The organism is Amycolatopsis magusensis, from assembly GCF_017875555.1.
GTDB classification, from domain to species: domain Bacteria; phylum Actinomycetota; class Actinomycetes; order Mycobacteriales; family Pseudonocardiaceae; genus Amycolatopsis; species Amycolatopsis magusensis.
In genome coordinates this window covers 3,642,222-3,666,200 of the sequence record NZ_JAGGMS010000001.1, presented here as the reverse complement: position 1 = coordinate 3,666,200, position 23,979 = coordinate 3,642,222, and the positions used below count along the sequence as shown (strand labels likewise).

The 23,979-nt window shown below is 70.7% G+C and carries 23 protein-coding genes; 9 read left to right on the top strand and 14 right to left on the bottom strand.

Annotated features, from left to right (window positions below):
- Positions 1-14: 14 nt before the first annotated feature.
- Both JOM49_RS16210 and JOM49_RS16205 read right to left on the bottom strand, forming a co-directional pair.
- On the bottom strand, positions 15-1,496 hold the full coding sequence (locus JOM49_RS16210) for an ABC transporter substrate-binding protein (protein WP_209665111.1): 1,482 nt from the start codon (positions 1,494-1,496) through the stop codon (positions 15-17).
- Positions 1,493-3,445 (bottom strand): hypothetical protein, encoded by a 1,953-nt coding sequence (locus tag JOM49_RS16205; protein ID WP_209665110.1) that lies wholly within the window; start codon positions 3,443-3,445, stop codon positions 1,493-1,495. Before JOM49_RS16205 ends, JOM49_RS16210 begins: the two co-directional genes overlap by 4 nt.
- Positions 3,446-3,731: 286 nt before the next feature.
- Here JOM49_RS16205 and JOM49_RS16200 point away from each other — a divergent pair, with 286 nt between their 5' ends.
- A complete protein-coding gene (locus JOM49_RS16200; protein ID WP_209665109.1) occupies positions 3,732-6,146 on the top strand; it encodes a glucan 1,4-alpha-glucosidase in 2,415 nt (804 codons plus the stop codon).
- A gap of 339 nt (positions 6,147-6,485) precedes the next feature.
- Here JOM49_RS16200 and JOM49_RS16195 read toward each other — a convergent pair whose 3' ends face one another.
- Genes JOM49_RS16195 through JOM49_RS16185 form a run of 3 tightly spaced genes read right to left on the bottom strand, consistent with a single transcriptional unit; the run spans position 6,486 to position 9,080 of the window.
- Positions 6,486-7,379 (bottom strand): alpha/beta fold hydrolase, encoded by an 894-nt coding sequence (locus tag JOM49_RS16195; protein WP_209665108.1) that lies wholly within the window; start codon positions 7,377-7,379, stop codon positions 6,486-6,488.
- A gap of 10 nt (positions 7,380-7,389) precedes the next feature.
- Complete coding sequence (locus JOM49_RS16190) at positions 7,390-7,806, bottom strand: acyl-CoA thioesterase (protein ID WP_209665107.1); 417 nt, start codon at positions 7,804-7,806, stop codon at positions 7,390-7,392.
- Complete coding sequence (locus tag JOM49_RS16185) at positions 7,800-9,080, bottom strand: hydroxyacid-oxoacid transhydrogenase (RefSeq protein WP_209665106.1); 1,281 nt, start codon at positions 9,078-9,080, stop codon at positions 7,800-7,802. The genes JOM49_RS16190 and JOM49_RS16185 overlap by 7 nt, the downstream gene beginning before the upstream one ends.
- 166 nt (positions 9,081-9,246) lie before the next feature.
- Here JOM49_RS16185 and JOM49_RS16180 point away from each other — a divergent pair, with 166 nt between their 5' ends.
- The 4 genes from JOM49_RS16180 (at position 9,247) to JOM49_RS16165 (ending at position 13,902) form a co-directional block, all read left to right on the top strand.
- Positions 9,247-11,952 (top strand): glycosyl hydrolase family 95 catalytic domain-containing protein, encoded by a 2,706-nt coding sequence (locus JOM49_RS16180; protein WP_209665105.1) that lies wholly within the window; start codon positions 9,247-9,249, stop codon positions 11,950-11,952.
- Positions 11,953-11,997: 45 nt separating this feature from the next.
- Complete coding sequence (locus tag JOM49_RS16175) at positions 11,998-12,624, top strand: TetR/AcrR family transcriptional regulator (RefSeq protein WP_209665104.1); 627 nt, start codon at positions 11,998-12,000, stop codon at positions 12,622-12,624.
- A gap of 2 nt (positions 12,625-12,626) precedes the next feature.
- Positions 12,627-13,286: an enoyl-CoA hydratase/isomerase family protein gene (locus JOM49_RS16170; RefSeq protein ID WP_209665103.1), complete on the top strand. Its 660-nt coding sequence runs from the start codon at positions 12,627-12,629 to the stop codon at positions 13,284-13,286.
- Between the two features lie 139 nt (positions 13,287-13,425).
- A complete protein-coding gene (locus tag JOM49_RS16165) occupies positions 13,426-13,902 on the top strand; it encodes a hypothetical protein (protein ID WP_209665102.1) in 477 nt (158 codons plus the stop codon).
- Here JOM49_RS16165 and JOM49_RS16160 read toward each other — a convergent pair.
- The 7 genes from JOM49_RS16160 to JOM49_RS16135 are packed head-to-tail and all read right to left on the bottom strand — an operon-like array spanning position 13,865 to position 19,340.
- On the bottom strand, positions 13,865-14,170 hold the full coding sequence (locus JOM49_RS16160; protein ID WP_209665101.1) for a DUF6191 domain-containing protein: 306 nt from the start codon (positions 14,168-14,170) through the stop codon (positions 13,865-13,867). The two genes, JOM49_RS16165 and JOM49_RS16160, sit on opposite strands and share 38 nt — an antisense overlap.
- A gap of 19 nt (positions 14,171-14,189) precedes the next feature.
- On the bottom strand, positions 14,190-15,293 hold the full coding sequence (locus JOM49_RS16155; RefSeq protein WP_308158755.1) for a cytochrome P450 family protein: 1,104 nt from the start codon (positions 15,291-15,293) through the stop codon (positions 14,190-14,192).
- Positions 15,275-16,669, bottom strand: a complete 1,395-nt coding sequence (locus tag JOM49_RS43000) for a cytochrome P450 (protein WP_282772955.1) — start codon at positions 16,667-16,669, stop codon at positions 15,275-15,277. The genes JOM49_RS16155 and JOM49_RS43000 overlap by 19 nt, the downstream gene beginning before the upstream one ends.
- Complete coding sequence (locus JOM49_RS16150; protein ID WP_209665099.1) at positions 16,666-17,262, bottom strand: GTP-binding protein; 597 nt, start codon at positions 17,260-17,262, stop codon at positions 16,666-16,668. The genes JOM49_RS43000 and JOM49_RS16150 overlap by 4 nt, the downstream gene beginning before the upstream one ends.
- Positions 17,240-17,593 (bottom strand): DUF742 domain-containing protein, encoded by a 354-nt coding sequence (locus tag JOM49_RS16145; protein WP_209665098.1) that lies wholly within the window; start codon positions 17,591-17,593, stop codon positions 17,240-17,242. The genes JOM49_RS16150 and JOM49_RS16145 overlap by 23 nt, the downstream gene beginning before the upstream one ends.
- Positions 17,590-18,003 (bottom strand): roadblock/LC7 domain-containing protein, encoded by a 414-nt coding sequence (locus JOM49_RS16140; RefSeq protein WP_308158754.1) that lies wholly within the window; start codon positions 18,001-18,003, stop codon positions 17,590-17,592. The genes JOM49_RS16145 and JOM49_RS16140 overlap by 4 nt, the downstream gene beginning before the upstream one ends.
- Positions 18,000-19,340: an ATP-binding protein gene (locus JOM49_RS16135; RefSeq protein ID WP_209665097.1), complete on the bottom strand. Its 1,341-nt coding sequence runs from the start codon at positions 19,338-19,340 to the stop codon at positions 18,000-18,002. The genes JOM49_RS16140 and JOM49_RS16135 overlap by 4 nt, the downstream gene beginning before the upstream one ends.
- A 258-nt stretch (positions 19,341-19,598) precedes the next feature.
- Here JOM49_RS16135 and rraA point away from each other — a divergent pair, with 258 nt between their 5' ends.
- Positions 19,599-20,093, top strand: a complete 495-nt coding sequence (gene rraA / locus JOM49_RS16130) for a ribonuclease E activity regulator RraA (RefSeq protein ID WP_209665096.1) — start codon at positions 19,599-19,601, stop codon at positions 20,091-20,093.
- A 136-nt stretch (positions 20,094-20,229) separates the two neighbouring features.
- Here the strand turns inward: rraA and JOM49_RS16125 are convergent, their stop codons facing one another.
- On the bottom strand, positions 20,230-20,628 hold the full coding sequence (locus JOM49_RS16125; RefSeq protein ID WP_209665095.1) for a phospholipase A2 family protein: 399 nt from the start codon (positions 20,626-20,628) through the stop codon (positions 20,230-20,232).
- A 143-nt stretch (positions 20,629-20,771) separates the two neighbouring features.
- On the opposite strand from JOM49_RS16125, the gene JOM49_RS16120 reads away from it, so the two are divergent.
- Complete coding sequence (locus JOM49_RS16120) at positions 20,772-21,092, top strand: hypothetical protein (RefSeq protein WP_209665094.1); 321 nt, start codon at positions 20,772-20,774, stop codon at positions 21,090-21,092.
- Here the strand turns inward: JOM49_RS16120 and JOM49_RS16115 are convergent.
- Positions 21,085-21,783: a nitroreductase family protein gene (locus JOM49_RS16115; RefSeq protein WP_209665093.1), complete on the bottom strand. Its 699-nt coding sequence runs from the start codon at positions 21,781-21,783 to the stop codon at positions 21,085-21,087. The genes JOM49_RS16120 and JOM49_RS16115 overlap by 8 nt on opposite strands.
- Positions 21,784-21,818: 35 nt before the next feature.
- Here JOM49_RS16115 and JOM49_RS16110 point away from each other — a divergent pair, with 35 nt between their 5' ends.
- Both JOM49_RS16110 and JOM49_RS16105 read left to right on the top strand, forming a co-directional pair.
- Positions 21,819-23,573 (top strand): S9 family peptidase, encoded by a 1,755-nt coding sequence (locus JOM49_RS16110; protein WP_209665092.1) that lies wholly within the window; start codon positions 21,819-21,821, stop codon positions 23,571-23,573.
- Positions 23,574-23,639: 66 nt separating this feature from the next.
- Positions 23,640-23,978, top strand: a complete 339-nt coding sequence (locus JOM49_RS16105; RefSeq protein WP_209665091.1) for a DoxX family protein — start codon at positions 23,640-23,642, stop codon at positions 23,976-23,978.
- Position 23,979 lies beyond the last annotated feature (1 nt).

The window sequence follows — 23,979 nt, the reverse complement described above, 5'->3', positions numbered from 1 at the left end:
TCGGACCACGGATGTCACTCGCCGGGGGCGGCCAGTGCCAGGAACTCCGGGGTGTCGTCCACCCGGACGCGCAGGATCGGCACGGCCTTGTTCACCGGGTCTCCCCGTTCGTCGAAGGAGATGTCGCCGCTGGCGCCCGGCACGGCCAGCTCCCCGTGCAGCCGGTTCCGCACCTGCAGCACGTCCTTCGCGGTCACCTTGCTCCCCGGGTTCGCCACCGAGTGCCGGATCGCCCACACCGCGCTCAGCATCGCGTCGTGGGCCAGGATCGCGACGCCGTCGTCGAGGCGGTCGTCGGGGAACATGGCCCGGAAGCAGTCGGTGCAGCCCGGCTCCTCGAACCCGGCGACCGAGCCGCCGTTGAACTGCTCCGGCGTGGTGGTCCACGCCTGCGGGTGCGCCAGCCCCGGCGCCAGCACGGTCACGTTCGCCTCCAGCCCCCGCCGCATCGCCGCGTCGGGGGCTTCGACCAGCGCGAGGTCGCCGGTCAGCACGGTGATCGGCTGGTCGAGGCACCGGCGGTTGGCCAGTTCGGCGATGAACGCGGTCAGGTGGTTCTCCCGGCCGGCGAAGTAGACGACGTCCGGGTCGTTGCCGCACAGGTTCGGCATCATCTGCAGGAAGGTGTTCTCCACCCCGGGCAGGGTCGAGTTGTACAGCTCGGGACGGCCGACGAACTGGTGCTCGGCGTCGGCGAACTGGGCGGTGAACGCGTCGGCCAGGGTCTTCGGGTAGAGGTCGCCGGGATTGCTGTCCCGCACCAGCATCGCCGTGCGCGCGGTGGGCTTGATGTAGTTCGCTGCGGACTTGGCGTAGGTCGAACTGGTCGGCGAGACCCGCAGGAACCCGGGGATCTGCGACAGTTCGTCGGCCGCGAGGTGCGAGCCGATGATCGGGACGTTCAGCTCGGACAGCCGGGTCATCGCGCGCCGGGCCTCGTCCAGGCTCAGCCCGATGCCGGTGACCGCGACCAGGTGCTCCGGCTCGATCCGCCGCTCCAGTTCGGCGACCACCGGCTCCCACTGGGCCAGCCTGCTGCCCGGGTTGGCCAGCAGCAGCCGGATCATCGGCGCGCTGCCGCCCCAAGTCCCGCGGTTGGCCCGGAACTGGGCCAGGTAGGCGCCCTGCAACTGGTGGCGGACCCACTCCGGCGAGAGGATGTCCTCCTCCGCCAGCGTCATCGGCAGGAACACCGCGACGCTGACGTACGGCTTGCCCGAGGCGGCCACGGCGTCGTTCTCCGCCCGGATGCGGCCCTGCACGTCCGCCAGGTCCGGGGCGAACACGTACCGCCCGTCGGTGACGCCGGTGCACTCCGAGAGTTCCCCGCGCTGCTCCACGCCCTCGTCGCAGGTGCGCGAGGCCTGGTTGATCGCGGGGACCACCACGGTCACCGCGACCACCACCGCCGCGCCCAGCAGTGCCGCGCCGCCCACCCACAGCCACTTCCACCACGCGGGCTTCGGCGGGGTGATCCGGTCGGTTCCGGTGCTCATCGATACCTCTCCGCGCGTTCGTGCAGGAGCATCGAGCCGCGGCCCCTGCCCTGGGCCAGGTGGTGGAAACTGCTTTCGATGGTGCTGTCGAGCGTGCCGCCGGGATCGCCGAGCGGGTCGCGGGCGAGCCAGAGCGAGACGAGCAGCCAGGCGAGCGTGCTGTCCAGTTCGTCGGCCCACTGCCCGGCGTGCGCCTGCACCTGGTCGTACGGCTCGGCGGTCTTGTCCAGCCGGTTCGGCGCGGCGGTGATCTGGTCCAGCTCGGCCAGCCACGCCTGTGCCTGCCGCACGTCGAGTTCCCCGTCGAACGGCTTGCGCAGGTGGCCCACCGCGTCGGCGACGTTGCCCAGCGCCAGGTCGTGGTACCGCGCGGAGACCGCCCGGCCGTTGCGCTCGTAGAAGTCGCGGCACAGGGTGTGCACGCGGTCCCAGTTCAGGTCGTGGTCGTCCTCGCGCGCGGCCAGTTCGCCCAGCAGTACGCGCCGCAACAGCGGGTGCAGGGCGTAGCGCCCCTCGCCGGGTTCCGCGCAGAGCCAGAGGTTGTCGCTCAGCGTCTTGAACAACGCGCCTTCGCCCGCGGGCATCTGCAGCGAGAGGATTTCGCGGTGGAACAGGATTTCCACGTCCTGCGCGGCGCTCGCGGTGATCAGGTCCTCGCGGCTGGACGCCGGGAAGTCCTGCAGCAGGTACTCGCGCAGCCGCGGGAACTCCAGGTGGAACACCGAGCGCAGCGAGGTCGGGTTCGACCGGTCGTAGGTGCGCGCGATGAGGTCGAGCACCTCGGTGGTCGCGCCGGGGTGCCCGTCGGTGAGCCGGTGCACGAAGCCGGGCAGCCGCGAGGTCGGGTGGATGTCGTGCACCACCGCCAGGTCCACGGTGTCGTCCTGGGACAGCGTGCCGAGCTCGATCAGGTACCACGGCCACCAGCGGCCGTGCGCCGGCGCGGGGCCTGCCCAGTCATCGTCCACATCGGACGCCGTGCGCGGGCGCGGCCACGACAGCCCGTTGGTCCGCTCGGTCGACGGGCGGCGGCGCTCCGGCTCGTCCACCCCGGACGCGGTCGGCGGGTGCCAGCTCTCGTTCCAGTCGGGGTTCCAGCCGCGGCTGGTGGCGAACACGGCGAGCGGGTCGTGCTCGGGCCCGGCGCGGCGGCGGGCTTCGGCGAGCACGCGGAGGAACGCCTGCCCGCCAGGGGTGTGCGTGTTGTCCAGCAGCACGGCCGCGTTCAGCGTGCGGCGGGCGCGGTTGACCCCGGAGTAGGCGCGGCGGAGGTCGGCGAGGAAGGCGTCGCAGAAGGTGGCGTCGGCGGCGGAGCGGTCGTCCTCGTCGCCCTGGGCCCAGCGGGCGATCTCGATCAGGAAGTCCTCGCGGCTGCCGGAACTGGCGGGCAGGCCCTTGATCTTGCCGAGCAGGCGCCTGCGGTCGTACCAGCTCAGGCCGCGCAGCAGGAGGTCGGTGGCCTCGGGCCAGCCCGGCGTGCTCTGCCCGCCGATGCCGCCCGCCAGCCGGACCACGTCGACCACGGCCTCGCGGTTCTGCTCCAGCGGCTGGTTTTGCGCCAGCACCTCGCGCAATTTCCGCAGGGCGAGGCGCCGGTCGCCGATTTCCACCGGCGAGCCCACCACGAGCATGCACAGCCACAACCGGGGAAATGCGATCCGGCCGAACTGGCGCCAATGCCTGCTCAGCTCGAAGGCGAGGTGGCCGAGCAGTTCCCTGGGCTCGATGTTGCCCCAGTCCTCTTTCTCGAAATCGACCTGGGCGTGCGGCACGTCCGCGCAGCGGTCCGAGATTTCCCGCAGCAGCGCGGTCTTCCCGGTGCCGCGCGCGCCGAGCGCGACCACCAGCGGACTGCCCCAGCTCTGCCCACCGGGACGGGCCAGGCACTTTTCGATGAGCCCCACGGTGATCGGCCGCATTCCGGCCAGGCGGGTCGGCTCACTAGGCATCTTCGCCCTTTGCTCGACGAGTAGTAGCGATCAAATATAGAGAGCGTTCGTCACGATCGGAAAACGGGTGCACGAAATGAATTGGGTCCGGCGTTCATACCGCCGTTCGGGGCTGATCATTGACGCTTTCCGGTGATCCGTCCAATGGAAAGAGCTACCGAGCGGACCAGTGGCGGCCGTGGTCCGGTTACCCCGATCGGCCCTGTCGCCCGGGACCGCCGCCGAATATGTTGCGACGAACAACAAATTCCTGCTGTCGACGACGCCTGTGGGAAGGACCCCCGCGATGACCCGTTCGCGCATGCGGACAGCTGCCACCCTGCTGTCCTTTTCCCTGCTCGCACTACCCGCGCACGCCGCTTCGGCGGCCGCCGAGGCACCCGGCGCGCCGGGCACCGGCGCGGCCTGGACCACCGGTGGCAAGGAGGGTTTCGGCACCTCGGCCACCACCGCCTCGAAGGTCTGGTTCACCCTCGGCCAGGGCATCAGCCACGAGGTCTACTACCCGACCGTGGACGTGGCCAACGTCCAGGACCTGCAGTACGTCGTGTCCGACGGCGCCGGTTTCACCCAGTTGGAACGCGACCACACCACCAAACAGGTGGTGCTCACCGATCCACGCTCGCTGAGCTACCGCCAGGTCAACACCGCGGCCAACGGCCGCTACCGGATCACCAAGACGCACACCGCCGACCCGGCCAGGGCGACGGTGCTGGTCCAGACCCGGTTCGAGGTGCTCAGCGGCGGGCCGCTGCAGCTCTACGCGCTCTACAACCCGTCGCTGAACAACAGCGGCATGGGTGACACCGGCGCGACCTCCGGCGGTCAGCTGGTCGCCTCCGACGGCCCGGTGTCCAGCGCGCTGGCCGCCTCCACCGGCTTCACCAAGCTGACCAGCGGGTACAGCGGCAGCGCGAGCGACGGCTATGTCGACCTCAGCGGCAACCACGCGCTCGACACGCAGTACGACTCCGCCTCCACTCCCGGGAACCTGGTGCAGCTGGGCCAAATTCCGGTCGGTACGGACACCACCTTCACCTTGGCGCTGGGCTTCGGTGACAACCGCGGCGCCGCCTCGGCGAACGCTTCGGCGTCACTGGCCGGTGGCTTCGCCGCCGCCGACACCGCCTACCGCTCCGGCTGGAACGCCTATCTGTCCTCTTTGGACGCGGTACCCGGCTCGATCACCGGTGGCGGGCTGACCACGCAGTACAACGTGGCGCTGATGACGCTGAAAGCCCACGAGGACAAGACCTACCTCGGCGCGAACGTGGCTTCGCTGACGAACCCCTGGGGCGAGGCGAAGGACGGGAACGGCACCGGCGACTGCGGCTACCACGCCGTCTGGTCGCGCGACCTGTACCAGGTCTCCACCGCGCAGATCGCCGCCGGAGACACCGCGGCGGCGAACCGCTCGGCCGACTACCTGTTCAACGTCCAGCAGCGTCCGGACGGCTCCTTCCCGCAGAACACCCGCCTCGACGGCACGAACTGCTGGACCAGCCTGCAACTCGACGAGGTCGCCTTCCCGATCGTGCTGGTGTGGCAGCTGAACCGGTTCGACGCGGCGATGTGGGCGAAGGTGAAGAAGTCGGCGGACTTCCTGGTCTCACGCGGACCCTCGACCCCGCAGGAACGCTGGGAGGAGAACGGCGGCTACTCGCCGTCCACCATCGCCGCGGAGATCGCCGGGCTGATCTGCGCCGCCGACATCGCCGAGCGCAACGGCGACACCGCGAGCGCGAACACCTACCGCACCACCGCCGACCAGTGGCAGGCGCAGGTGAGCGGCTGGACCTTCACCACCTCCGGCCCGCTCGGCGACGGCCGGTACTTCGAGCGCATCGACGGCAACGGCAATCCGAACGACGGCCAGAACATCTTCATTCAGAACGGCGGCGGCAACCACGACGAACGGTCGATCATCGACGCCGGCTTCCTGGAGCTGGTGCGCCTCGGCGTGAAGCCCCCGGCCGATCCGGATGTCGCGGCTTCGCTGCCCGAGGTGGACTCGACGCTCAAGGTGACCACGCCGAACGGGCCGATGTGGTACCGGTACAACCACGACGGCTACGGCGAAACCGCCTCCGGCGGCCCGTACACCGGCGCCGGTGTCGGCCGGTTGTGGCCGCTGCTCACCGGCGAGCGCGGGGAGTACGAACTCGCCAACGGCCGGTCGGCGACCACCCACCTGACCACCATGGCGGCCGCGGCCAACCCGGGTTACCTGATCCCCGAACAGGTGTGGGACCGGGCGAGCACCGGCGGCTTCACCTTCGGCGAAGGCACCGGCTCGGCGACGCCGCTGGCCTGGTCGATGGCCCAGTTCGTCCGGCTCGCGCACTCGATCGACGCGGGCGCGCCGGTGGAGACGCCGTCGGTGGTCAAACAGCGGTACGCGAACGGGTGCGCCAACGCCTCGGCCAACTTCTCGGTCCACGCGACGACCACCTGGGGCCAGAGCCTCTTCGTCGTCGGTGACCGGCCGGAACTGGGCTCGTGGAACCCGGCGAACGCCGTGCCGCTGTCCTCGGCGAGCTATCCACTGTGGACGGCTACGGTCGGGGTGCCGAAGGGGACCGCGTTCCAGTACAAGTACCTGCGCAAGGAAGGCGGCGCGGTCACCTGGGAATCGGGGGCGAATCGGGCGGCTACGGCTACGGGGTGTGCGCTGGGGCTGAACGATACTTGGCGGTCGTAGGTGGTGTTGGGGCCCGCCCCGGTTTTTGATTGTGACTACGGCGAATACCTCGATGTCAAGGCGGGAAGGATGCCTTGACATCGAGGTATTCGCCGTGTTTTTGGCTGTGGACCGGGGTGGGGGGTCTGGGCGGTTCCCCTGTTGGGTGCCCCAGGCGGCGGTTGCGCTGAGGGGGCGTGGCTGGGCGGGTGCTCTGCGGGCCGGGCGGCGGTTGCGCTGGGGGGCGGGCTGGCGGGGCGGGGCTGGGGGGTGGCCGCTCTGCCGAATGCTATGAGTGGGGCATTACTTGCGTTGAATGCAAGTAATGCCCCACTCATAGCATTGAGCCGCCTCGGTTGGTCAGGGCAGCAGGGTGGTTACGGCGTCGGCGAAGGGGTGGGGGGATTCTTGCGGGACGTTGTGGCCGATGCCCGGCAGCAGGCGGTGGGTGTAGGCGCCGGTGAAGTACTCGCGGTCCTCCGCCGCGCTGGGGCCGCCGATGCCGTCCGCGCCGCTTTCCAGTACCACGGACGGCACGGTGATCGGCGGTTCCGCGGCCAGGCGGTCTTCGATGTCCTGGTAGCGGGGATCGCCGTCGGCGAGGCCGTAGCGGTGGCGGTAGGAGTGGATCACCACGTCGACGAAGTCCGGGTTGTGCAGGCTCGGCGCGCTGGCGGGGAAAGCCTCCGCCGCGCCGGTCCACTCCGGGGACCACTGCCGCCACAGCAGCCCGCACAACTCCTCGCGGTTGCGCTCGAGTCCGCGCCTGCCGCGCTCGGAGTGGAAGTAGTACTGGTACCAGTAGGTGCTCTCCCACTCGGGCGGTGCGGGTTCGCCGGCGTAGGCGAGGTTCTGCACGTTGTAACCGTCCACACTGACCAGTCCGGCGACCCGCTCCGGCCACAGCGCGGCGGCGATGCACGCCGCGCGGCCACCCCAGTCGTACCCGGCGACCACGGCCTTCTCGATGCCGAGCCCGTCGAGCAGGTCCAGGAGGTCCTGCGCCAGCGCGCCCTGCTGTCCGGACCGGACGGTCGCGGGGTCGCGGAAGCTCGTCCCGCCGAAGCCGCGCAGGTAGGGCGCCACCACGAACGCACCGCGTTCGGCCAGCACCCCGGCGACCTCGTCGTAGGCACGGACGTCATAGGGGAAGCCGTGGAGCAGGACCACCGGCGTCCCACCGGGATCGCCCGCCTGTTCGTAGGCGATGTCCAGCACCGGGGTGGCCACGCGGCCGGTCGACGAGAAGCTCATGCGCCGATCCTCACACAGCGGTGATCAAGGCTTCCAGCGATTTGCGGAGGCTGCCATCGACCTCCACCGGGCGCCTCGACTCCCGGTCGACGAACACGTGCACGAAGTGACCCTCCGCGATCAGCTCACCGGCCCCGGAGAACATGCCGATCTCGTAGCGCACGCTCGACCGCCCCAGGTGCCCCACGCGCAGGCCCACCTCCAGCGAACCGGGGAAGGACACCGAGCCCCGGTAGTTGCAGTGCGACTCCACGCACAGCCCGATCACCGCGCCGTGCTCGATGTCGAGGCCGCCCTGCTCGATCAGCCAGGTGTTGATCACCGTGTCCATCAGCGAGTAGTGCACCACGTTGTTGACGTGCCCGTAGACGTCGTTGTCCTTCCACCGCAGCGGAACCGACTGCACGAAGGGGTACTCGCTCACCACAGCTCCACCGACCCCCGCAGGATCCCGGCCAGGTCCTCCTCCGACGGCTCACGGGGTGCTGTGGCCAGCAACCGCTGCTGCTTCACCGTTCCCGAGACCAGCGAGTCCACATCGGACTCCGAGTAACCCACCGCGCCGATCCCGTTCGGGATGCCGATGCGCCGCATCAGGTCGCGCAGCACGGCGGGCAGGTGCTCTTCGGCGTCGCCCGGCCACTCGAACTCCGGCGCCAGCAACCGCGCCACCCGCAGGTGCCGGTCCGGCGCGGCGGAGAAGGTGAACCGGAAGGCCGCCGGCGCGGTCAGCGCCACCGCCATCCCGTGCGGCACCATCGCTTCGTCCCCCGGGTAGCCGTCCGGGTGGAACTCCCGCACCTGCCCGGCGATCGGGTACGCGTTCGCGTGCGGGATGTGCACGCCCGCGTTGCCGAACCCCAGTCCGGCGAACGTGGCCGCCAGCGCCATGTCCTCGCGCGCCTGGAGATTCGAGCCGTCCGTCACCGCGGCGACGAACGACCGCGAGAGCAGCCGCAGCGATTCCTCGGCGAACATGTCCGCCAGCGGATTCGCCCCGCAGTACGGCACCCGCTCTTCCGGCTTCTTGCGCGGGTAGGAGGTGTAGGGCTTCGCGGTGTAGCTCTCGGCGGCGTGGCACAAGATGTCCATCCCGCTCGCCGCGGTCACCGCGGCGGGCTGGCTGACCGTGAGCCGCGGGTCGACCACCGCCAGCGCCGGGCGCAGCCGCAGGTGGCTGATCCCGCTCTTGACCCGCAGCGACAGCACGTCCAGCACGCACACCGTGGTGCTCTCCGCGCCGGTCCCGGTGGTGGTCGGCACCGCCACCAGCGGCTTCAGCGGCTTGCTCGGGGCCCGCCCGCCGCCGACCGGCGCGTTGACGTAGTCCAGCAGCTCGCCGTCGTTGCTGGTCAGCAGGTTGACCGCCTTCGCGGTGTCGATGCTGGACCCGCCGCCGACCGCGACGAAGGCGTCCCACGGACCGTGGGCGCGGGCGTGGTCGACCGCCTTGGCCATGCTCACGTCCGTCGGCTCCACGTGCACGGCGTCGAAGACCTCGGCTTCGATGCCGTACCCGGTGATGCCGTCGGCGATCCGGCGCGGCCAGCCGGTCGCCGCCACATCCGGGTCGGTCAGCACGAGCACGCGCCGCGCGCCGTACTGCGTCAGGTCGTATCCGATCTCGTCGCTCGAGCCGCTCCCGTACTTCAGCGCCGGGGCGCCGTAGGTGAAGACCGTCTCGTGTTCGGCTGAAGGCACGCCTCACCGTACCTCGCACCGCCGGTCGGGGTCTTGCCCTCGATTCCGGGGAGCCCTTATCGTCGAACAGCCGGGACATCGGATGACTTGAGCGTGACATCCCGCCAAACCCGGCGTTCGACCGGACATCACCGTGGATGCATCCGATCTTTGCCGAGGGAGCCTGATGACCAGGACGAAGGCACGCAGGTGGCTCGCCGTGTTCGCCGTCGGGGCGCTGACCGCCGCGGTCCCGGCGCTCGGCGCGCCCGGGCCGAGCGAGGCCGCCGGGCCGCGCCAGGAGAACGGCATGACGCTCTGGTACGACGAACCGGCCACCGACTGGGAGTCCCAGTCGCTGCCGATCGGCAGCGGGGCGCTGGGCGCGAGCGTGTTCGGCGGCGTCCAGGCCGAGCAGCTCCAGTTCAACGAGAAGACGCTGTGGACCGGCGGCCCCGGCTCGCCCGGCTACGACTTCGGCAACTGGACCGCCCCGCGACCAGGCGCGCTCGAAGCCGTCCAGCAGCGGATCGCCGCCGACGGCCAGGCGGAGCCGGAATGGGTGGCCGACCAGCTCGGCCAGCCGAAGCACGGTTTCGGGGCGTACCAGACCTTCGGCGACCTCCGGCTGACTCAGCCGCAGGCACCCCCGGAGGTCAGCGACTACCGCCGTCACCTCGACATCTCGACCGCGACCGCGGGCGTGCGCTACACCTCCGTCGGCACCGAATTCACCCGTGAGTACTTCGCCTCCGCCGCCGACAACGTGATCGTCGCGCGCCTGTCCGCGGGCGAGCCGGGACGGATCGGCTTCACCGCCGCGATCACCGCGCCGGACAACCGGTCGAAATCGGCGTCAGCGAGAGACGGCCGTCTCACGTTCTCCGGAAGCCTCCACGACAACGGCATGCGGTTCGCCTCCCAGGTCCAGGTGCTGAACGACGGCGGCACGCGCACCGACAACGCGGACGGCACGGTCACCGTCCAGGACGCGGACGCGGTCACGCTGGTCCTCGCCGCGGGCACCGACTACTCCCCCGCGTACCCGGCCTACCGGACCGGTGAGGACCCGGCTTCCGGCGTGACGCAACGCGTGGACCAGGCGGTCGCCAAGGGACTGCCCGCACTGAGGTCCGCGCACGTCGCCGACCACCAGGCCTTGTTCGACCGGGTCGACCTGCAACTCGGCCAGCAGCCGCCCGCGATACCGACCGACGACCTGCTGCGCTCCTACCAGGACGGATCGGCTTCGCCTGCCGCCCGGAAAGCGTTGGAGGTGCTGTACTTCCAGTACGGCCGGTACCTGCTGATCGCGTCGTCGCGGCCGGGCTCGCTGCCCGCGAACCTGCAGGGCGTGTGGAACAACTCCACCTCACCGCCGTGGAGCGCCGACTACCACGTGAACATCAACCTGCAGATGAACTACTGGCCCGCCGAGACGACGAACCTCGCGGAGACCACGGCTCCGCTGTTCGACTACGTGGACTCGATGGTGCCGGCGGGCGAGGTCACCGCCCAGGAGATGTTCGGGAACCGCGGCTGGGTGGTGCACAACGAGACGAACCCGTTCGGCTTCACCGGGGTGCACGACTGGGCGACCGCGTTCTGGTTCCCCGAATCCGGTGCCTGGCTGGCACAGCACTACTACGAGCACTACCGGTTCACCCGCGACGAGGCGTTCCTGCGCGACCGCGCGTACCCGATGCTGAAGTCGCTGGCGCGGTTCTGGATCGACGAACTGGAGGTGGATCCGCGCGACGGCAAGCTGGTGGTCACCCCGAGCTATTCGCCCGAGCAGGGACCGTTCACCGCCGGGGCGTCGATCTCGCAGCAGATCGTCGATGATCTGCTCACCAGCACTGTCGAAGCCGCGAACCTCCTGGGCGACAACGCTTTCGCCGCCGAAGCCGGGGACGTCCTGTCCCGATTGGATCCCGGGTTGCGGATCGGTTCGTGGGGGCAGTTGCAGGAGTGGAAAACCGACCAGGACGACCCGGCCAACCAGCACCGGCACGTGTCGCACCTGTTCGCGCTGCACCCCGGCAACCAGGTCACCCCGCGCGAGACACCCGAACTGGCCGAGGCCGCCAAGGTCTCGCTCACCGCCCGCGGGGACGGCGGGACCGGCTGGAGCAAGGCGTGGAAGATCAACTTCTGGGCGCGTCTGCTGGACGGCGACCACGCGCACACCATGCTCTCGGAACTGCTCAAGAGCAGCACGCTGACCAACCTCTGGGACACCCACCCGCCGTTCCAGATCGACGGCAACTTCGGGGCCACCGCCGGGATCGCGGAAATGCTGCTGCAGAGCCACGCGGACGCGGTGGACATCCTGCCCGCGCTGCCGGGTACGTGGGACAGCGGTTCGGTGCGGGGATTGCGGGCACGCGGTGACCTGACCGTCGACGTCGAGTGGAGTGGCGGCTCGGCCACCCGGATCGGCCTGGCCGCGGGCCGGACCGGGGCGGTGGATGTCCGAAGTGGACTGTTCGCCGGTCCGTTCGGGGTGCGGGACGTGACCACCGGCCAGACCGTCGAGGTCGCGCGCGACGGGGAGCGGATCACGCTGGCCGCCGAGCAGGGACACCGGTACGAGGTGACGGCGCTGGCTTCGGTGGCCATCACGGCACCGGAGACGGTCGAGCCGGGCGTGCCGTTCACCGCGGAGGTCACCGTCGCGGCCACCGGCGAAGCACTGCCGCGCGGGGACGTCCAGCTCACGCTGCCCCAGGGGTGGACCGCGGTACCGGCGGCCCAGCCGTCCGCGCCCCTGCGCGCGGGCACCGACCGGACGCACCGCTTCGAGATCACCCCGGCCACCGGCGCCGCGACCCTCCACGCGACGGTCCGCGGTGACGGGTGGCAGGTCCGTGCCCGGAAACCGTTGGGCTAGCTCACTTCCGCGTTTTGGAGCACGTGTTCTGTTATAGTCGCCGGCATGCCCCGTCCTCGTGTGCACGACCTCGACGCGTTGCTCGACACCGCCGAGCGGCTCGTAGCCGAGGTCGGGGCAGCCGGGGTCACCGCGCGTTCACTGGCGGCGGCCGCCGGCGTGCCCAACGGCACGATCTACCACGCGTTCGGCTCGATCACCGCGCTGCTGGGCCGGGTCTGGCTGCGGGCGGCGGGCGACTTCCTCGACCTGCAGATCGAACTGGCCGACCAGGCCGACCCGGTGGACGCGGTGCTGGGCGCCGCGTCCACCCCGGCGGTCTTCGCGCAGCGCCGCCCGGCCGCGGCACGCATGTTGCTGCTGGTCAAGCGTGAGCAACTGCTCGGCCCGGACCTGCCCGCCGAACTCGCCGACGACCTGCTCGCACTGGACAAGCGCGTGGTGTCGCTGCTGATCCGGCTCACCCACCGGATGTGGGGCCGCCGTGACGGTCCCGCCGTCGAGGTGCTCACCACCTGCGTGGTCGACCTGCCGACCGCGTTGTTCCGCCGCGCGCTGAGCGGCCCGCCGGGCGACGGCGTCAGCGCCGACACCCGGCGACGACTCGAGGCCGCCGTGCGGGCGGTGCTCGCCATCGACCCACCCGACCACCACCGATCCACAAAGGACTGAACGTGCCCGAACTGAAGCACCAGGATCCCGTCTACGTACTCGACTTCGGCGACGACGAGAACCGCTTTTCCCCGGAATGGCTGCAAAGCGTGCACTCCGCGCTGGACACCGTCACCGCGGGCTCGGCGCCGGCGGCGCTGGTCACCGTCGGCGGCGGCAAGTTCTACTCCAACGGCCTCGACCTCGAATGGCTGATGGCCCACGGTGACCAGGCCGGCCAGTACGTCACCGAGGTGCAGGAACTGTTCGCGCGCGTGCTGACGCTGCCGGTGCCGACGGTCGCCGCGCTCAACGGCCACGCCTTCGGCGCCGGGGCCATGCTCGCGATGGCGCACGACTTCCGCGTGATGCGCGAGGACCGCGGTTACTTCTGCTTCCCGGAGGCGGACATCAACATCCCGTTCACCCCGGGCATGGCCGCGCTCATCCAAGGCAAAGTGCCCCCGGCTGCGGCCGTCGCTTCGATGACCACCGGCCGCCGCTTCGGCGCCCCGGACGCCCGCGAACTCGGCCTGGTGGACGCCGTCGCCGCCGAGTCGAAACTGCTGGACCAGGCGAGCGACGTGGTCCGCGGCCTGGCAGGCAAGGACCGGGGCACGCTGGGCGCCATCAAGTCCACCATGTACGCCACCGCCGTCACCGCCCTGCGCACCACCCCCTGACCCCGGGCTGAATGCTATGAGTGGGGCATTACTTGCAATGAACGCAAGTAATGCCCCACTCATAGCATTGGACTGAGTTCCACACTCCTGTAGCTGAAACCCACACTCGCGGCGGGCGTGGGGGGCTACGATCGGGTGGGTGACGGTGATCGGGCAGCGACGGCTCACGTTGGTCGCCGTGCTCGGGATGGCGTGGTGGTTCTTCGGCAATCTCTACGAGGCCGTGGTGCTCTCCCCGAACTGGGTCCAGGACAGCCCCGCGCAGTTCACGCGGCTCCACGAATTCTTCGTCAACACCGGCCCCACGCTGTACTTCGTCCCGGTGGCGCAGCTGGCGATCCTGCTGATCTGGGTGCTCTGGTGGCGCAACCGCGACGACGAGCTCAAGCGCGACTACCGGCGCGCCGGTGTGGCGTCGGTGGCGAACGTGGCCTTGTCCGCGTACGTCATCGCCGTGCTCGTGCGCCGGATGTTCGGTGAGGACTACCTTTCCGCCGACCTGACCGCCACGGCGTGGCAGTGGAACGCGCTGAACCTGGTCCGCATGGTGCTCACCGCGGTGACCGGCTACTACCTGTTCAGCGCGTTCCGGAAGCTCGATCGCCGGGCAGCATGACGGTGCCCCGGTCGAGGTCGATGCCGTAGGCGGGCGGGGCGTTGTCGCCCTCTTCGTCGCGCAGCATTTCCACCGAGGCCCGGTGTTCCAGCTCCCGGCGCTTGGTGCCGTAGAACATCGCGGTGACCTCGTTGATGTAGGTCGCGGTGAGCGGGGTGCCCGCCCGTTTGCGCCGCCTGGCGCGCACGAGTTCGAACACCCCCACCGCCACCATCAGCAGGGTCCCCACCGGGATGCTCCACGCCAGCAGCGTCTCCACCGGGTCCATCCCGCCAAGGTACCCGGATTCAGCGCAGGGTGACCGGAAGCGTCAGGTGCCCGTTCGAGATGAACGACGCCGTGGTCGACAGCTCCGCCGGGTCCACCGCCAAGGCCAGCTCCGGGAACCGCGCGAACAGGGCGGGCAGCGCGATTTCCGCTTCCAGCCGTGCCAGTGGCGCGCCGAGGCAGAAGTGCACGCCGTGCCCGAAGGACAGGTGGTTCTTGTTCGGGCGCGACAGGTCGAACTCGTCGGCGTTCTCCCCGGCCTCCGGTGACCGGCCCGCGGCGGCGTACGACGCCAGGATCGCCTCGCCCGCCTTGATGGTCACCTCGTCGCTGACAACGATGTCTTCGACGGCGTACCGCAGCGGCAGATGCGCCACGGGCGCCTGCCAGCGCAGGGTTTCGTCGAGGACGTCACCCCAGGTGTACGTACCGTCGAGCACCTGGCGCAACTGCTCGGGATGGGTCAGCAGCGCGGTGATCGCGTGGTCGAGCAGGTTGACCGTGGTCTCGTGCCCGGCCGAGATCATCAGGATCAGCGTGTCGATCAGCTCGGCTTCCTGCAGCGCCGAACCGTCCTCGTCACGCGCGGCGATCAGGCCGCTGGCGAGGTCGTCGCCGGGGGCCGCGCGCCGGGTGGCGACGAGCTCACCGAGGATCCGGTACAGCTGCTCGCCGTTGGCCGCCGCCTCCTCGGCCGTGGCACTGGTGTTGAACACCCCGTCGACCGCCTTGCGCAGGTCGGCCCGGTGCTCGTCGGGCACGCCGAACAGCTGGCAGATCACCTCGATCGGCAGCGGGTAGGCGAAGTTCTCCCGCAGGTCGACCGTGCCGGTGGTGCGCTCGAGCCGGTCGAGCAGGCCGTGGGTGATCTCCTCGACCCACGGCCGCAGCGCCTCGGTGCGGCGGTAGGTGAAGGCCTTGGACACCAGCGACCGCAGCCGCCGGTGCTCGCCACCGTAGGCGGTGAACATGTTCTGCACGGCCACCCAGATCATCAGCGGCCAGTCCGCGGGTACCGTGCCGTCCCGCCACGCCGCCCAGTGCTGCCGCGGGTCCTTCGACACCTTCGGATCGCTCAGCAGGCGCTTGAGCAGATCCGGGTCGGTCACTGACCACGCCACCACCTGGCCAGGGAGTTCCACCAGCGTCGCGGAGCCGCGGGCGCGGAGCTCGGCGTTCTCGGCGTGGATGTCGCGGCCGGTGGGGTCGAGGACGAGGGGGCTGGGTGCGGATTCCAACGGTGTTCTCCAGTCGGTTCGGTGGACGGAACTGGCGCGGGAACGGTGTTGCGAACGGGGGTGAACTGGACGGGCAGCGCGGCCAACGCGCGGTGGAACGGGCCCGGCCGCCAGCGCAGCTGGTCGTCGGGCACGGCCAGGCGCAGGTCGGGCAGCGCGTCGAGCAGGGTCTCGATGGCCGTCGTGGCGATCAGCCGGGCGGGACCCTGCGCGGGGCACGAGTGCACCCCGGCGCCCCAGGCGATGTGCGCCCGGTTGCCCACGCGCTGCTCGGCGCGCAGCGCGGGATCGGTGTTGGCGGCGGCGAAGCTGATCACCACCGGTTCGGCGGCGGGCAGGTGCGTGCCCAGGAGGTCGACCGCGGGCCAGGGGTACCCGGCCGAGTAGTTCGCCATCGGCGGGTCGCCCCAGAGGATCTCCTCGAGCGCGTCCTCCACGTGCAGGCTGCCGCCCGCGAGGTCACCGGCGAAGCGGTCGTCGATCAGCAGCAGCCGGATGCCGTTGGCGATCAGGTTCTGCTGCGGCTCGGTGCCCGCGCCCATCAGCAGCACCAGCTGGTGCAGCAGCTCCTCGTCGGTCAGCCGCGCCGGGTGCGCCATCATCCACGACGGCACGTCCTGGCCGGGCTGCGCGCGCTTGAGCGCCAGCAGTTCGAGCATGCTCGCGGTCAGTTCCGCGTTGGCGCGCTCGGGGTCGACCATGTCGAAGATGCCGCGCATCCCGGCGACCAGCCGGTCGCCCAGCGCGGGCGGGCAGCCGAAGAGGTGGTTGAACACCTGCAGCGACAACGTGGTGGCGTAGTCGTTGAGCAGATCCGCCTTGCCGTCGGCGGAGAACCGGGTGATCAGCGCCCGCGCGGTCCGCTCGATGTGGTCGCGCAGGGCGTGCGGGTTGAGCCGCGAGAGGCTGCCGGTGACCGCGCTGCGCAGGCGGGCGTGCACCGCGCCGTCGGTGAACAGGCAGTTGGGGCGGTAGCCCATCATCGGCAGGACCGGGCTGTCCTCGGGCTGGTTCTGCTGCCAGCGCCGGGGATCGCGGGGGAAGGTCGACGGCGCGCGCAGCACCTCCAGCGCGGCTTCGTAGCCGAGGACCAGGCTGGCGTTCACCCCCGGGGCCAGTTCGACCGGCGCGATCTGCCCGTGCGCGGCCCGCATCCGGGCGTACACCCCGGCGGGGTCGCGGGCGAACTCCTCGTCGTAGAGGCGGGCGCGCTCGGTGTGCGCGGGACAGCCGGGCGGCGGTCCGGCGGCGGGAGAGGTCACGGGTGCTCCTGGCGGATCGGATCGAAGAGGTAGTCGACAAGGCTGATCAGCGCCTTCGCGGACGACACGCGGTCACGGGCGTCGCAGCTGACCAGGCGGGTTTCCGGGAGCAGATCGAGTGCTTCGCGGAGTTCGGCTTCGGGAAATCGTGGTGCGCCGTCGAATTCGTTGACCGCGACCGCGTACGGCAGGCCCAGTTCCTCCAGCAGGCCCATCACGTCGAAGGACTCCTCGAGCCGGGTGGGGTCCACCAGCACCAGCGCGCCGAGCGCGCCGTACGCGAGGTCCTTCCACATCTGCGTGAACCGCTGCTGGCCGGGCGCGCCGAAGAGGTAGAGCACGACCTCGCTGCCGAGGGTGAGCCTGCCGAAGTCCATCGCGACCGTGGTGGTGTTCTTGCCGCGGACCCCGGACAGGTCGTCGACCACCGCGCCGGCCTGCGTCATCGTCTCCTCGGTGCGCAGCGGCCGGATCTCGGACAGGGTACCGACGAAGGTGGTCTTGCCCACCGCGAACGGCCCCACGACCAGGATCTTCACCGAGGTCCGGACGGTGGCGGGGACGTATCCGTCAGGTGAGAGCACGGAGGCCATCGAGTACCTTCTGCAGGAGTTGGTGGTCGGGGATGTCGGCCTGGCGCACAGCGGCGCGGGCCTCGATGTGACCGGAGTCGAGCAGGTCGGACAGCAGCACCTTGGTCACGCTCGTGGGCAGGTCCAGGTGCGCGGCGACCTCGGCGACGGCCAGCGCGCCCCCGCGGCAGAGCTCCATCACCCGCCGCTTCTCCGGGCTCAGCCCGACCACCGGCGCCCAGGTCGCGAGCACGACCGTGGCCACGTCCAGCGTGTTGCGGGTCGGGTGGGCGCGGCCTTCGGTGACCACGTGCGGCCGCACCAGTGCCTGCTCGCGCCGGTTCCGGGTCATGCCGGGAAGCGCGGCGGCGCGGTGAGTTCCTGGCCGAGCCGCTGCACCAGTTCCTGCATGCGGGAGGACACGCCTTCGACGTCGACGCGGCCGGTGGTGGAGACCGCGACGTAGGCGCCCTGGCCCGCCGCGGTGAGGAAGACGAACCCGCCGTCGAACTCGATCAGCGTCTGGCGCCACTGTTCCGGCGGCTGACGGCAGAATTCACCGGTCGCGCGGGCCAGCGACTGCAGGCCGGACACGGCCGCGGCGGTGCGCTCGGCGTCGTCGCGATCGATGCCCGCGGAGTGCGCCATCAGCAGGCCGTCGGCGGACAACAGCACGGCGTAGAGCGTTTCCGGCATCTGGAGCGCCTGGTCGAGCATCCAGCCGAGCCGGTTCGTGGTCGCGTCCGTGCTGTTCGAGCTCACTGGGATTCCCTTTCTACGTCGGCGGAATTGGCACGGCCACGGCGGGTGCCGCGTTGCCAGGCCGCGGCGGTGGCGACCGAGTTCGTGGACGGCGCCGAGGGCGCTGACGGCACTGGAGGCGCTGGAGGGGCGGCCTGGGCTGTGGGAGCTGTGGCAGCTGTCGGCGCGGCGGCGGACGGCGCGGCCGTGGCCGCGGTCCGGCGGCGCCGCCGGGGCAGCCCGTGCGCGGTGGTGCCCAGCTCGGATTTCGCCGCCACGGCCACGGGTTCCGGCCGGGGCGACGGGCTCGGGATGCGCTTCACGGGTTCGGGCTCCGGAGTGGCGGCCGGCGGCTTCGTGGCCGGTGTGGTGATCCGCGTGAGCAGTTCGGTCGGCAGGAACAACACCGCGCGCACCCCGCCGTACGGCGAGCGGGTGTCCACCGAGACGCGGAACCCGTACCGGTTGGCGAGCGCGCCGATCACCGCGAACCCGATGCGCGGCGGCACGCCGAGCGCGGCGATGTCCTGGCCGCCGTGCCCGTCGAGCAGCCACGCCGCGCGCTGCACGGCTTCCACGGTCATGCCGACCCCGGCGTCGTCGATGATGATGGCGAGCCCGTTGTGCGCCTGCTGGAAGGTGACCTGCACCGGCGAGCCGGGCTGGGAGTGGCGGGCGCCGTTGTCCAGCAGCTCGGCCACCGCGAGCACCACCGGCTCCACCGCCTGGCTGACCACGGCGGTGTCCGAGGGCGCGGGGATCTGGACGCGCGCGTAGTCGCGGATGCGGCCGGTCGCGCCGCGGACCACGTCGGTCAGCGTGGCGGCCGAGCGCTGCAGGCCGGGCCAGGAACCGCAGAGCACCGCGGTCGCCTGGGCGCGGCGGCCCAGCTGCGCGTTCGCGTGGTCGAGGCCGAGCAGGCCGTCGAGCACGGACGGGTCGTCGTGGCGGTCTTCCATCTCCGAGATCAGCACCTGCTGCTCACCGGCGAGGTTCTGCACCGTGCGCATCATCGCGCGCAGGGTGGCGGCCGCGGATTCGGCGGCCTGGCGGCGGGTCTGGCCGAGCAGCTCGGTGATCGTCTCGAGCACCCCGCGGTGCGGGTCGCCGTGGCCGGTGTCGCGCAGCGGGCCGGGCACGGTCACCGCCGGATTGGCCAGCGACTCCGCGAGCGCGGGCAGCCGGACACCGATCAGGTGCCGCTCCTCGGCTTCGCGGGCGGCCAGCTCGGCGTGCGCGGCGTCGCGGTAGCGGCCGAGGTTGACCGTGACGCGGCGCTGGCGCAGCAGCAGCACGGTGAGCACGAGGCTGAGCAACAGCAGGCAGCTCGAAGCTGCCGTCAGCAGGGGGTATTCCATGAAATCCTCACGGTCGGCGGGCGCGGGCCACCAGTCGGCTAGGCGAACGCCGGGGGGCGCGCCGGGTCCGCACCGGGGCCGCGATCACTGCGCCGAACGAGGAAAATCCGGGCGGGCCCGAGAAACGACGGCATGTGTGCGGCTCCACAACGGCGGGGACGGTCGTCACACCACGCCTTGGCGCGATGTCAGCAGCGAGTACCGTAGCGCAAACACCGCGTGTTCTCCCAGACTTCTCGAAGAAAGGCAGCAGCATCCGTGAGCCCGGTCTTCACCACCGCCGATCTCGTCGACGAACACGGCGATCGGCTGCTCGTCTGTGACACCCAGTTCCGCGAATTCGGCGGGCACCGGCGGTTTTCCGGTCCGGTGCGCACGGTGCGCTGCCACGAGGACAACGGCCTGGTCCGGGAACTGCTGCGGACACCGGGCGAAGGCGCGGTGCTCGTGGTCGACGGCGGCGGTTCGCTGCACAGCGCGCTGACCGGCGACGTCATCGCCGCTTCGGCGGTGGAGAACGGCTGGGCCGGGCTGATCATCAACGGCGCCGTACGGGACAGCGCGGTGCTCGCCGGGCTTCCGCTCGGGGTCAAGGCACTGGGCACGAATCCCCGCAAGAGCGCCAAGAACAGCGCGGGCGAGGTCGACGTACCGGTGAGTTTCGGCGGGATCACCTTCCGCCCCGGCGATTCCGCCTACGCCGACGAGGACGGGGTGGCCGTGCTGCCCGCGGATTCAGGCACCAGCAAATAAGAACGCCGGCCGACGCGGCGGTTTCCCCTTCTGGATCGAGGAAGTTGGAAGGTCGGCGCGCACCTGGCGCGCGCGACCCTGGAGAACTCCCGGCAGGCCCTCGCGCGGCCGGGAGCGTCCAGGTGGAGCACCGAGCTCAGGCGGGGTCGCCGGTGTTGCGGACGACGTTGTAGTAGGTGTCGGCGATGAAGTCGCACGGGCCGCGCGCCGGGCCGGTGCCGAAGGTGTATTCGCACTGCTGGTGCATCTTGTCGAAGAACAGCCGGTCGCAGCGCAGGGTGTTGGCCCCACCGGCTTCCTCGCACATGTCGTGGTGCGCGCACGGGCCGCGGAAGTCGACCTGGCCCCACGGCGGCACCACCGGCTTGTCGGGCGACCAGGTGCAGTAGTCGTGCCACGCGCCGCGGCTGGTGTCGTAGACGTACCCGCTCGGCACCGGCACGAAGGACGCCGCCTGGGCGCTGCCCGCCGCCATGCCGAGCCCACCGGCGGCGCAGGCCAGCACCACCGCGAACCGTCGTAGTTTGCCGTTCATCCCAGCTCCCCGCAGTTGCCGTTCAACTCAATGGAAGATCAGTTCGACAACTCTTAACCTAGGCTGGGCGGGGGTCCCTGCCCAGGGTCCGATCGACCCACACAGGAAAGCGGCGTGAAAGCGGCACCCGGAAGCTGACGCCGGTGAAACTCACCTTCCTGATCCTCGGTTTCCTTTTCCTCGGCTCGGCTTTCGCGCTGGGCGCGATCATGGCGGACGAAGCACGGCTGGCCGGCATGCTGGAGTGGACCTGCCGGCCGCCGAATTCGGTGGGCTGGGTGGAGTGCCACACCACCAAGAGCGACGACACCTTCCTCCGGCTGGACGCCGACCACCTGGTCAACCAGATCCTGCTGGGGCTGACCGGCGTCGGCTGCCTGATCGCCGCGGCGGCGGTCGGCCCGCGGCAGCCGCGGCCGGTGCCGCGGGCACTGACGCCGCCGCAGTGGCAGCAGGTCAGGTGACGCGCACCAGCACCTGGTCCAGCGATTTGCGGACCAGGTTCGGCACCACGCAGTCCGGCGCCGGATAACCGACCGGGATGACCGCGAACGCCTTTTCGTTGCGCGGGCGCCCGAGCAGTTCGCCGAGGAACCGCATCGGCGACGGGGTGTGCGTGAGCGCGGCGAGGCCGGACAGGTGCAACGCGGTGAGCAGCATGCCCACCGCGATGCCCACCGACTCGTCGACGTAGTAGTGCTTGTGCGTGCCGCCTTCCTCGTCGAGGTAGAACCGCTGCTGGAAGACCACGATGAGGTACGGGGCGTCGGTCAGGTGCGTCTTGACCGCGTCGGTGCCGAGCGGGCGCAACGCGGAAAGCCACTCCTCCCCCAGCCTGCCCTCGTAGGACACGCGTTCCTCTTCCTCGGCCGCCTCCCGGATGCGCTGCTTGATCCCGGGATCGCCGACCAGCACGAAGGTCCACGGCTGCTGGTGGGCACCGCTGGGCGCGGTGGCGGCGACCGCGATGGCGTCGAGCACCACCTGCTCGGGTACCGGGTCGGTGGAGAACGCCCGCACCGTGCGGCGTGTGTCCATGCGGCGGCGGAGTTCGGCCGCGGTGGTCAGGGATTCGTCGGCGGAGGGACGAACGGGCCGGTAGGGTACCGGTTCGAAGGGGTCGCCGTAGTTCGGGGTCCAGTGCGGTTCGCGCATGACGTCATTCTTCAAGTGCCGATAGGGTCGGCACAATGGCAACACTGACCGCGGCGATGATCACCGACGCCGCCATCCCCGCCGAACCACGGATTTCGCCCGACGGCCGCCAAGTGGCCTACGTGGTGAACGGCTCTCTCTGGGTGGATTCCCGGAATCTGGGCGTCTCGGGAACGGGTCCTCGCTGGTCACCCGATTCGCGCTGGCTGTACTACCGCGATGGGCGACTGCACCGGATTTCCCTGGAGACCGGGGAAATCCAGCCGTTGATCGACGGTGCCGTGGACTGCCTCCCGCTCGATGCCGACCGGGTCGTCGTGGTGACGCGGGCCGAGCCCGGCCCGCGCGACCCGGTGGTCTGGACCGATCCACTGCCGAAGAACACCCTGGGCCTGCTCGATCCGGGCACCGGCGAAACGCGTCCGCTGGAGCTGCCCGGCCGGCACGTCATCGAATTCGCGCGCTGCCCGGAAGACGACCTGCTCGCCGTGCTCACCCGCGTGACGCCGGAGCAGGATCCCGTGCACCCCACCACCGAACTGCACCTGGTCGACCCGGCCACCGGCGAGGTGCGGGACCTGGGCCAGACCGAACTGGTGGCGCACGCGCCGGTGTGGTGGCGCGCGGAAGACGGCTGGCGGGTCGCCTACCTCGCCACCACCCCACCGGGCCCGATCGGCGGACTGGCGGTGTTCGACGCCGAGCACCGGAACCTGTCCGCCGGGATGTCCTGCTGCCCGACCGAACTGGTGCAGGCCGGGGAGTTCCCGCTCGCGGTGTTCGGGGACGGTCTCGACACCGCGCTGTACCGCTTGGAACACAACGGCTTCCGGCGACTGCGCCTCGAGCGGGGACGCCTGCTGGCGCTCAGCGCGAGTGACTCGGGCGAGGCCGTCGCGGTGCTGGCGAGCACCGCGCACGAACCGCGGAACGTGCACACCGGCTCACCGGAGGGTCCGCTGCGGCAGGTCAGCGACACCCGCCCGGAACTGCACGGGATCACCTGGGGCACCCAGGAACGCCTGGCGTACCGGGCGGCCGACGGGCTCGAACTGGACGGTCTGCTGATCCTGCCGCCGGGGCGCACGCGCGAGGACGGGCCGTTCTCGCTGATCACCATCCCGCACGGCGGGCCGTACGACCGGTACGCCGACGAGTTCTCGCTGAACTGGTTCCCGTCCGGCCAGTGGCTGGCGGCCGCGGGGCACGCGGTGTTCCTGCCGAACGGCCGTGGCGGGCAAGGACACGGGCACGAGTTCGCCGTGTCCATCGCTGAAGCCGTCGGCCTCGGGGAATGGACCGATGTGCTCTCCGGGATCGATTTGCTGGTGTCGGAAGGCGTCGCCGACCCGGATCGCCTCGGCATCGGCAGCTGGAGCCACGGCGGGTTCGTCAGCGCGTGGGCGGTCGGGCAGACGGACCGGTTCAAGGCCGCGCTGATGGGGGCCGGGATCAGCGACTGGGGCATGCTCGTGGCCACCGGCGAAGAAGGCGTGCTGGAAGCGGGGCTGGGCGGCGGCCCGACCTGGGCCGGCCCGGGCCCGTACACCGAACTCAGCCCGATCACCCACGCTGCCAAGGTGACCACCCCGGTGCTGATCGCGCACGGCGAGCTGGACACGAACGTCCCGCTCAGCCAGGCCATCGCCTTCCACCGGGCACTGCGGTATTTCGGCGTCGAGCACGAGTTCGTGGTCTACCCGCGGGAAGGCCACCGGATCAGCGAACGCGCCCACCAGCTGGACCTGCTGCAGCGCATGCGTGACTGGTTCGAACCGCTCCTCCGCTGAGGCCGTCACATCCGGGCGTCGAGCCGGGTCGAAGGGGTGACCCGCTCGAACGGATGAGGAGTTCCGATGTCCACCACCTACGTGCTCGTCACGATCTTCGCCGCCGCGTTCGTCGCCTTCTCGGCGGTGGCGGTGTTCTTCCACTTCAAGTTCGTGGTGGAACCGCTGGCCCAGTACGGCGTGCCACGCTCGTGGTGGCCGTGGCTGGGCACCGCCAAGGCGGCGGGCGCGCTGGGACTGGTGGCTGGCCTGTTCGTGCCGTGGCTCGGCGTGGCCGCCGGGATCGGGCTGGTGCTGTACTTCGCCGGGGCGGAGCTCACGGTGCTGCGGGCGCGGGCGTACGCGCACATCCCGGCGCCACTGCTGTACCTGGCACCGGTGGTCGCTTCGCTCGCGCTCGTCTGAG

What these genes read in the sequence shown, in the direction of transcription:
- JOM49_RS16210 (WP_209665111.1), bottom strand. Translation starts at nt 1,496, where the DNA reads ATGAGCACCGGAACCGACCGGATCACCCCGCCGAAGCCCGCGTGGTGG.
- JOM49_RS16205 (WP_209665110.1), bottom strand. Translation starts at nt 3,445, where the DNA reads ATGCCTAGTGAGCCGACCCGCCTGGCCGGAATGCGGCCGATCACCGTG.
- JOM49_RS16200 (WP_209665109.1), top strand. Translation starts at nt 3,732, where the DNA reads ATGACCCGTTCGCGCATGCGGACAGCTGCCACCCTGCTGTCCTTTTCC.
- JOM49_RS16195 (WP_209665108.1), bottom strand. Translation starts at nt 7,379, where the DNA reads ATGAGCTTCTCGTCGACCGGCCGCGTGGCCACCCCGGTGCTGGACATC.
- JOM49_RS16180 (WP_209665105.1), top strand. Translation starts at nt 9,247, where the DNA reads ATGACCAGGACGAAGGCACGCAGGTGGCTCGCCGTGTTCGCCGTCGGG.
- JOM49_RS16175 (WP_209665104.1), top strand. Translation starts at nt 11,998, where the DNA reads ATGCCCCGTCCTCGTGTGCACGACCTCGACGCGTTGCTCGACACCGCC.
- JOM49_RS16160 (WP_209665101.1), bottom strand. Translation starts at nt 14,170, where the DNA reads ATGGACCCGGTGGAGACGCTGCTGGCGTGGAGCATCCCGGTGGGGACC.
- JOM49_RS16150 (WP_209665099.1), bottom strand. Translation starts at nt 17,262, where the DNA reads ATGGCCTCCGTGCTCTCACCTGACGGATACGTCCCCGCCACCGTCCGG.
- JOM49_RS16145 (WP_209665098.1), bottom strand. Translation starts at nt 17,593, where the DNA reads ATGACCCGGAACCGGCGCGAGCAGGCACTGGTGCGGCCGCACGTGGTC.
- JOM49_RS16135 (WP_209665097.1), bottom strand. Translation starts at nt 19,340, where the DNA reads ATGGAATACCCCCTGCTGACGGCAGCTTCGAGCTGCCTGCTGTTGCTC.
- JOM49_RS16125 (WP_209665095.1), bottom strand. Translation starts at nt 20,628, where the DNA reads ATGAACGGCAAACTACGACGGTTCGCGGTGGTGCTGGCCTGCGCCGCC.
- JOM49_RS16115 (WP_209665093.1), bottom strand. Translation starts at nt 21,783, where the DNA reads ATGCGCGAACCGCACTGGACCCCGAACTACGGCGACCCCTTCGAACCG.
- JOM49_RS16110 (WP_209665092.1), top strand. Translation starts at nt 21,819, where the DNA reads ATGGCAACACTGACCGCGGCGATGATCACCGACGCCGCCATCCCCGCC.
- JOM49_RS16105 (WP_209665091.1), top strand. Translation starts at nt 23,640, where the DNA reads ATGTCCACCACCTACGTGCTCGTCACGATCTTCGCCGCCGCGTTCGTC.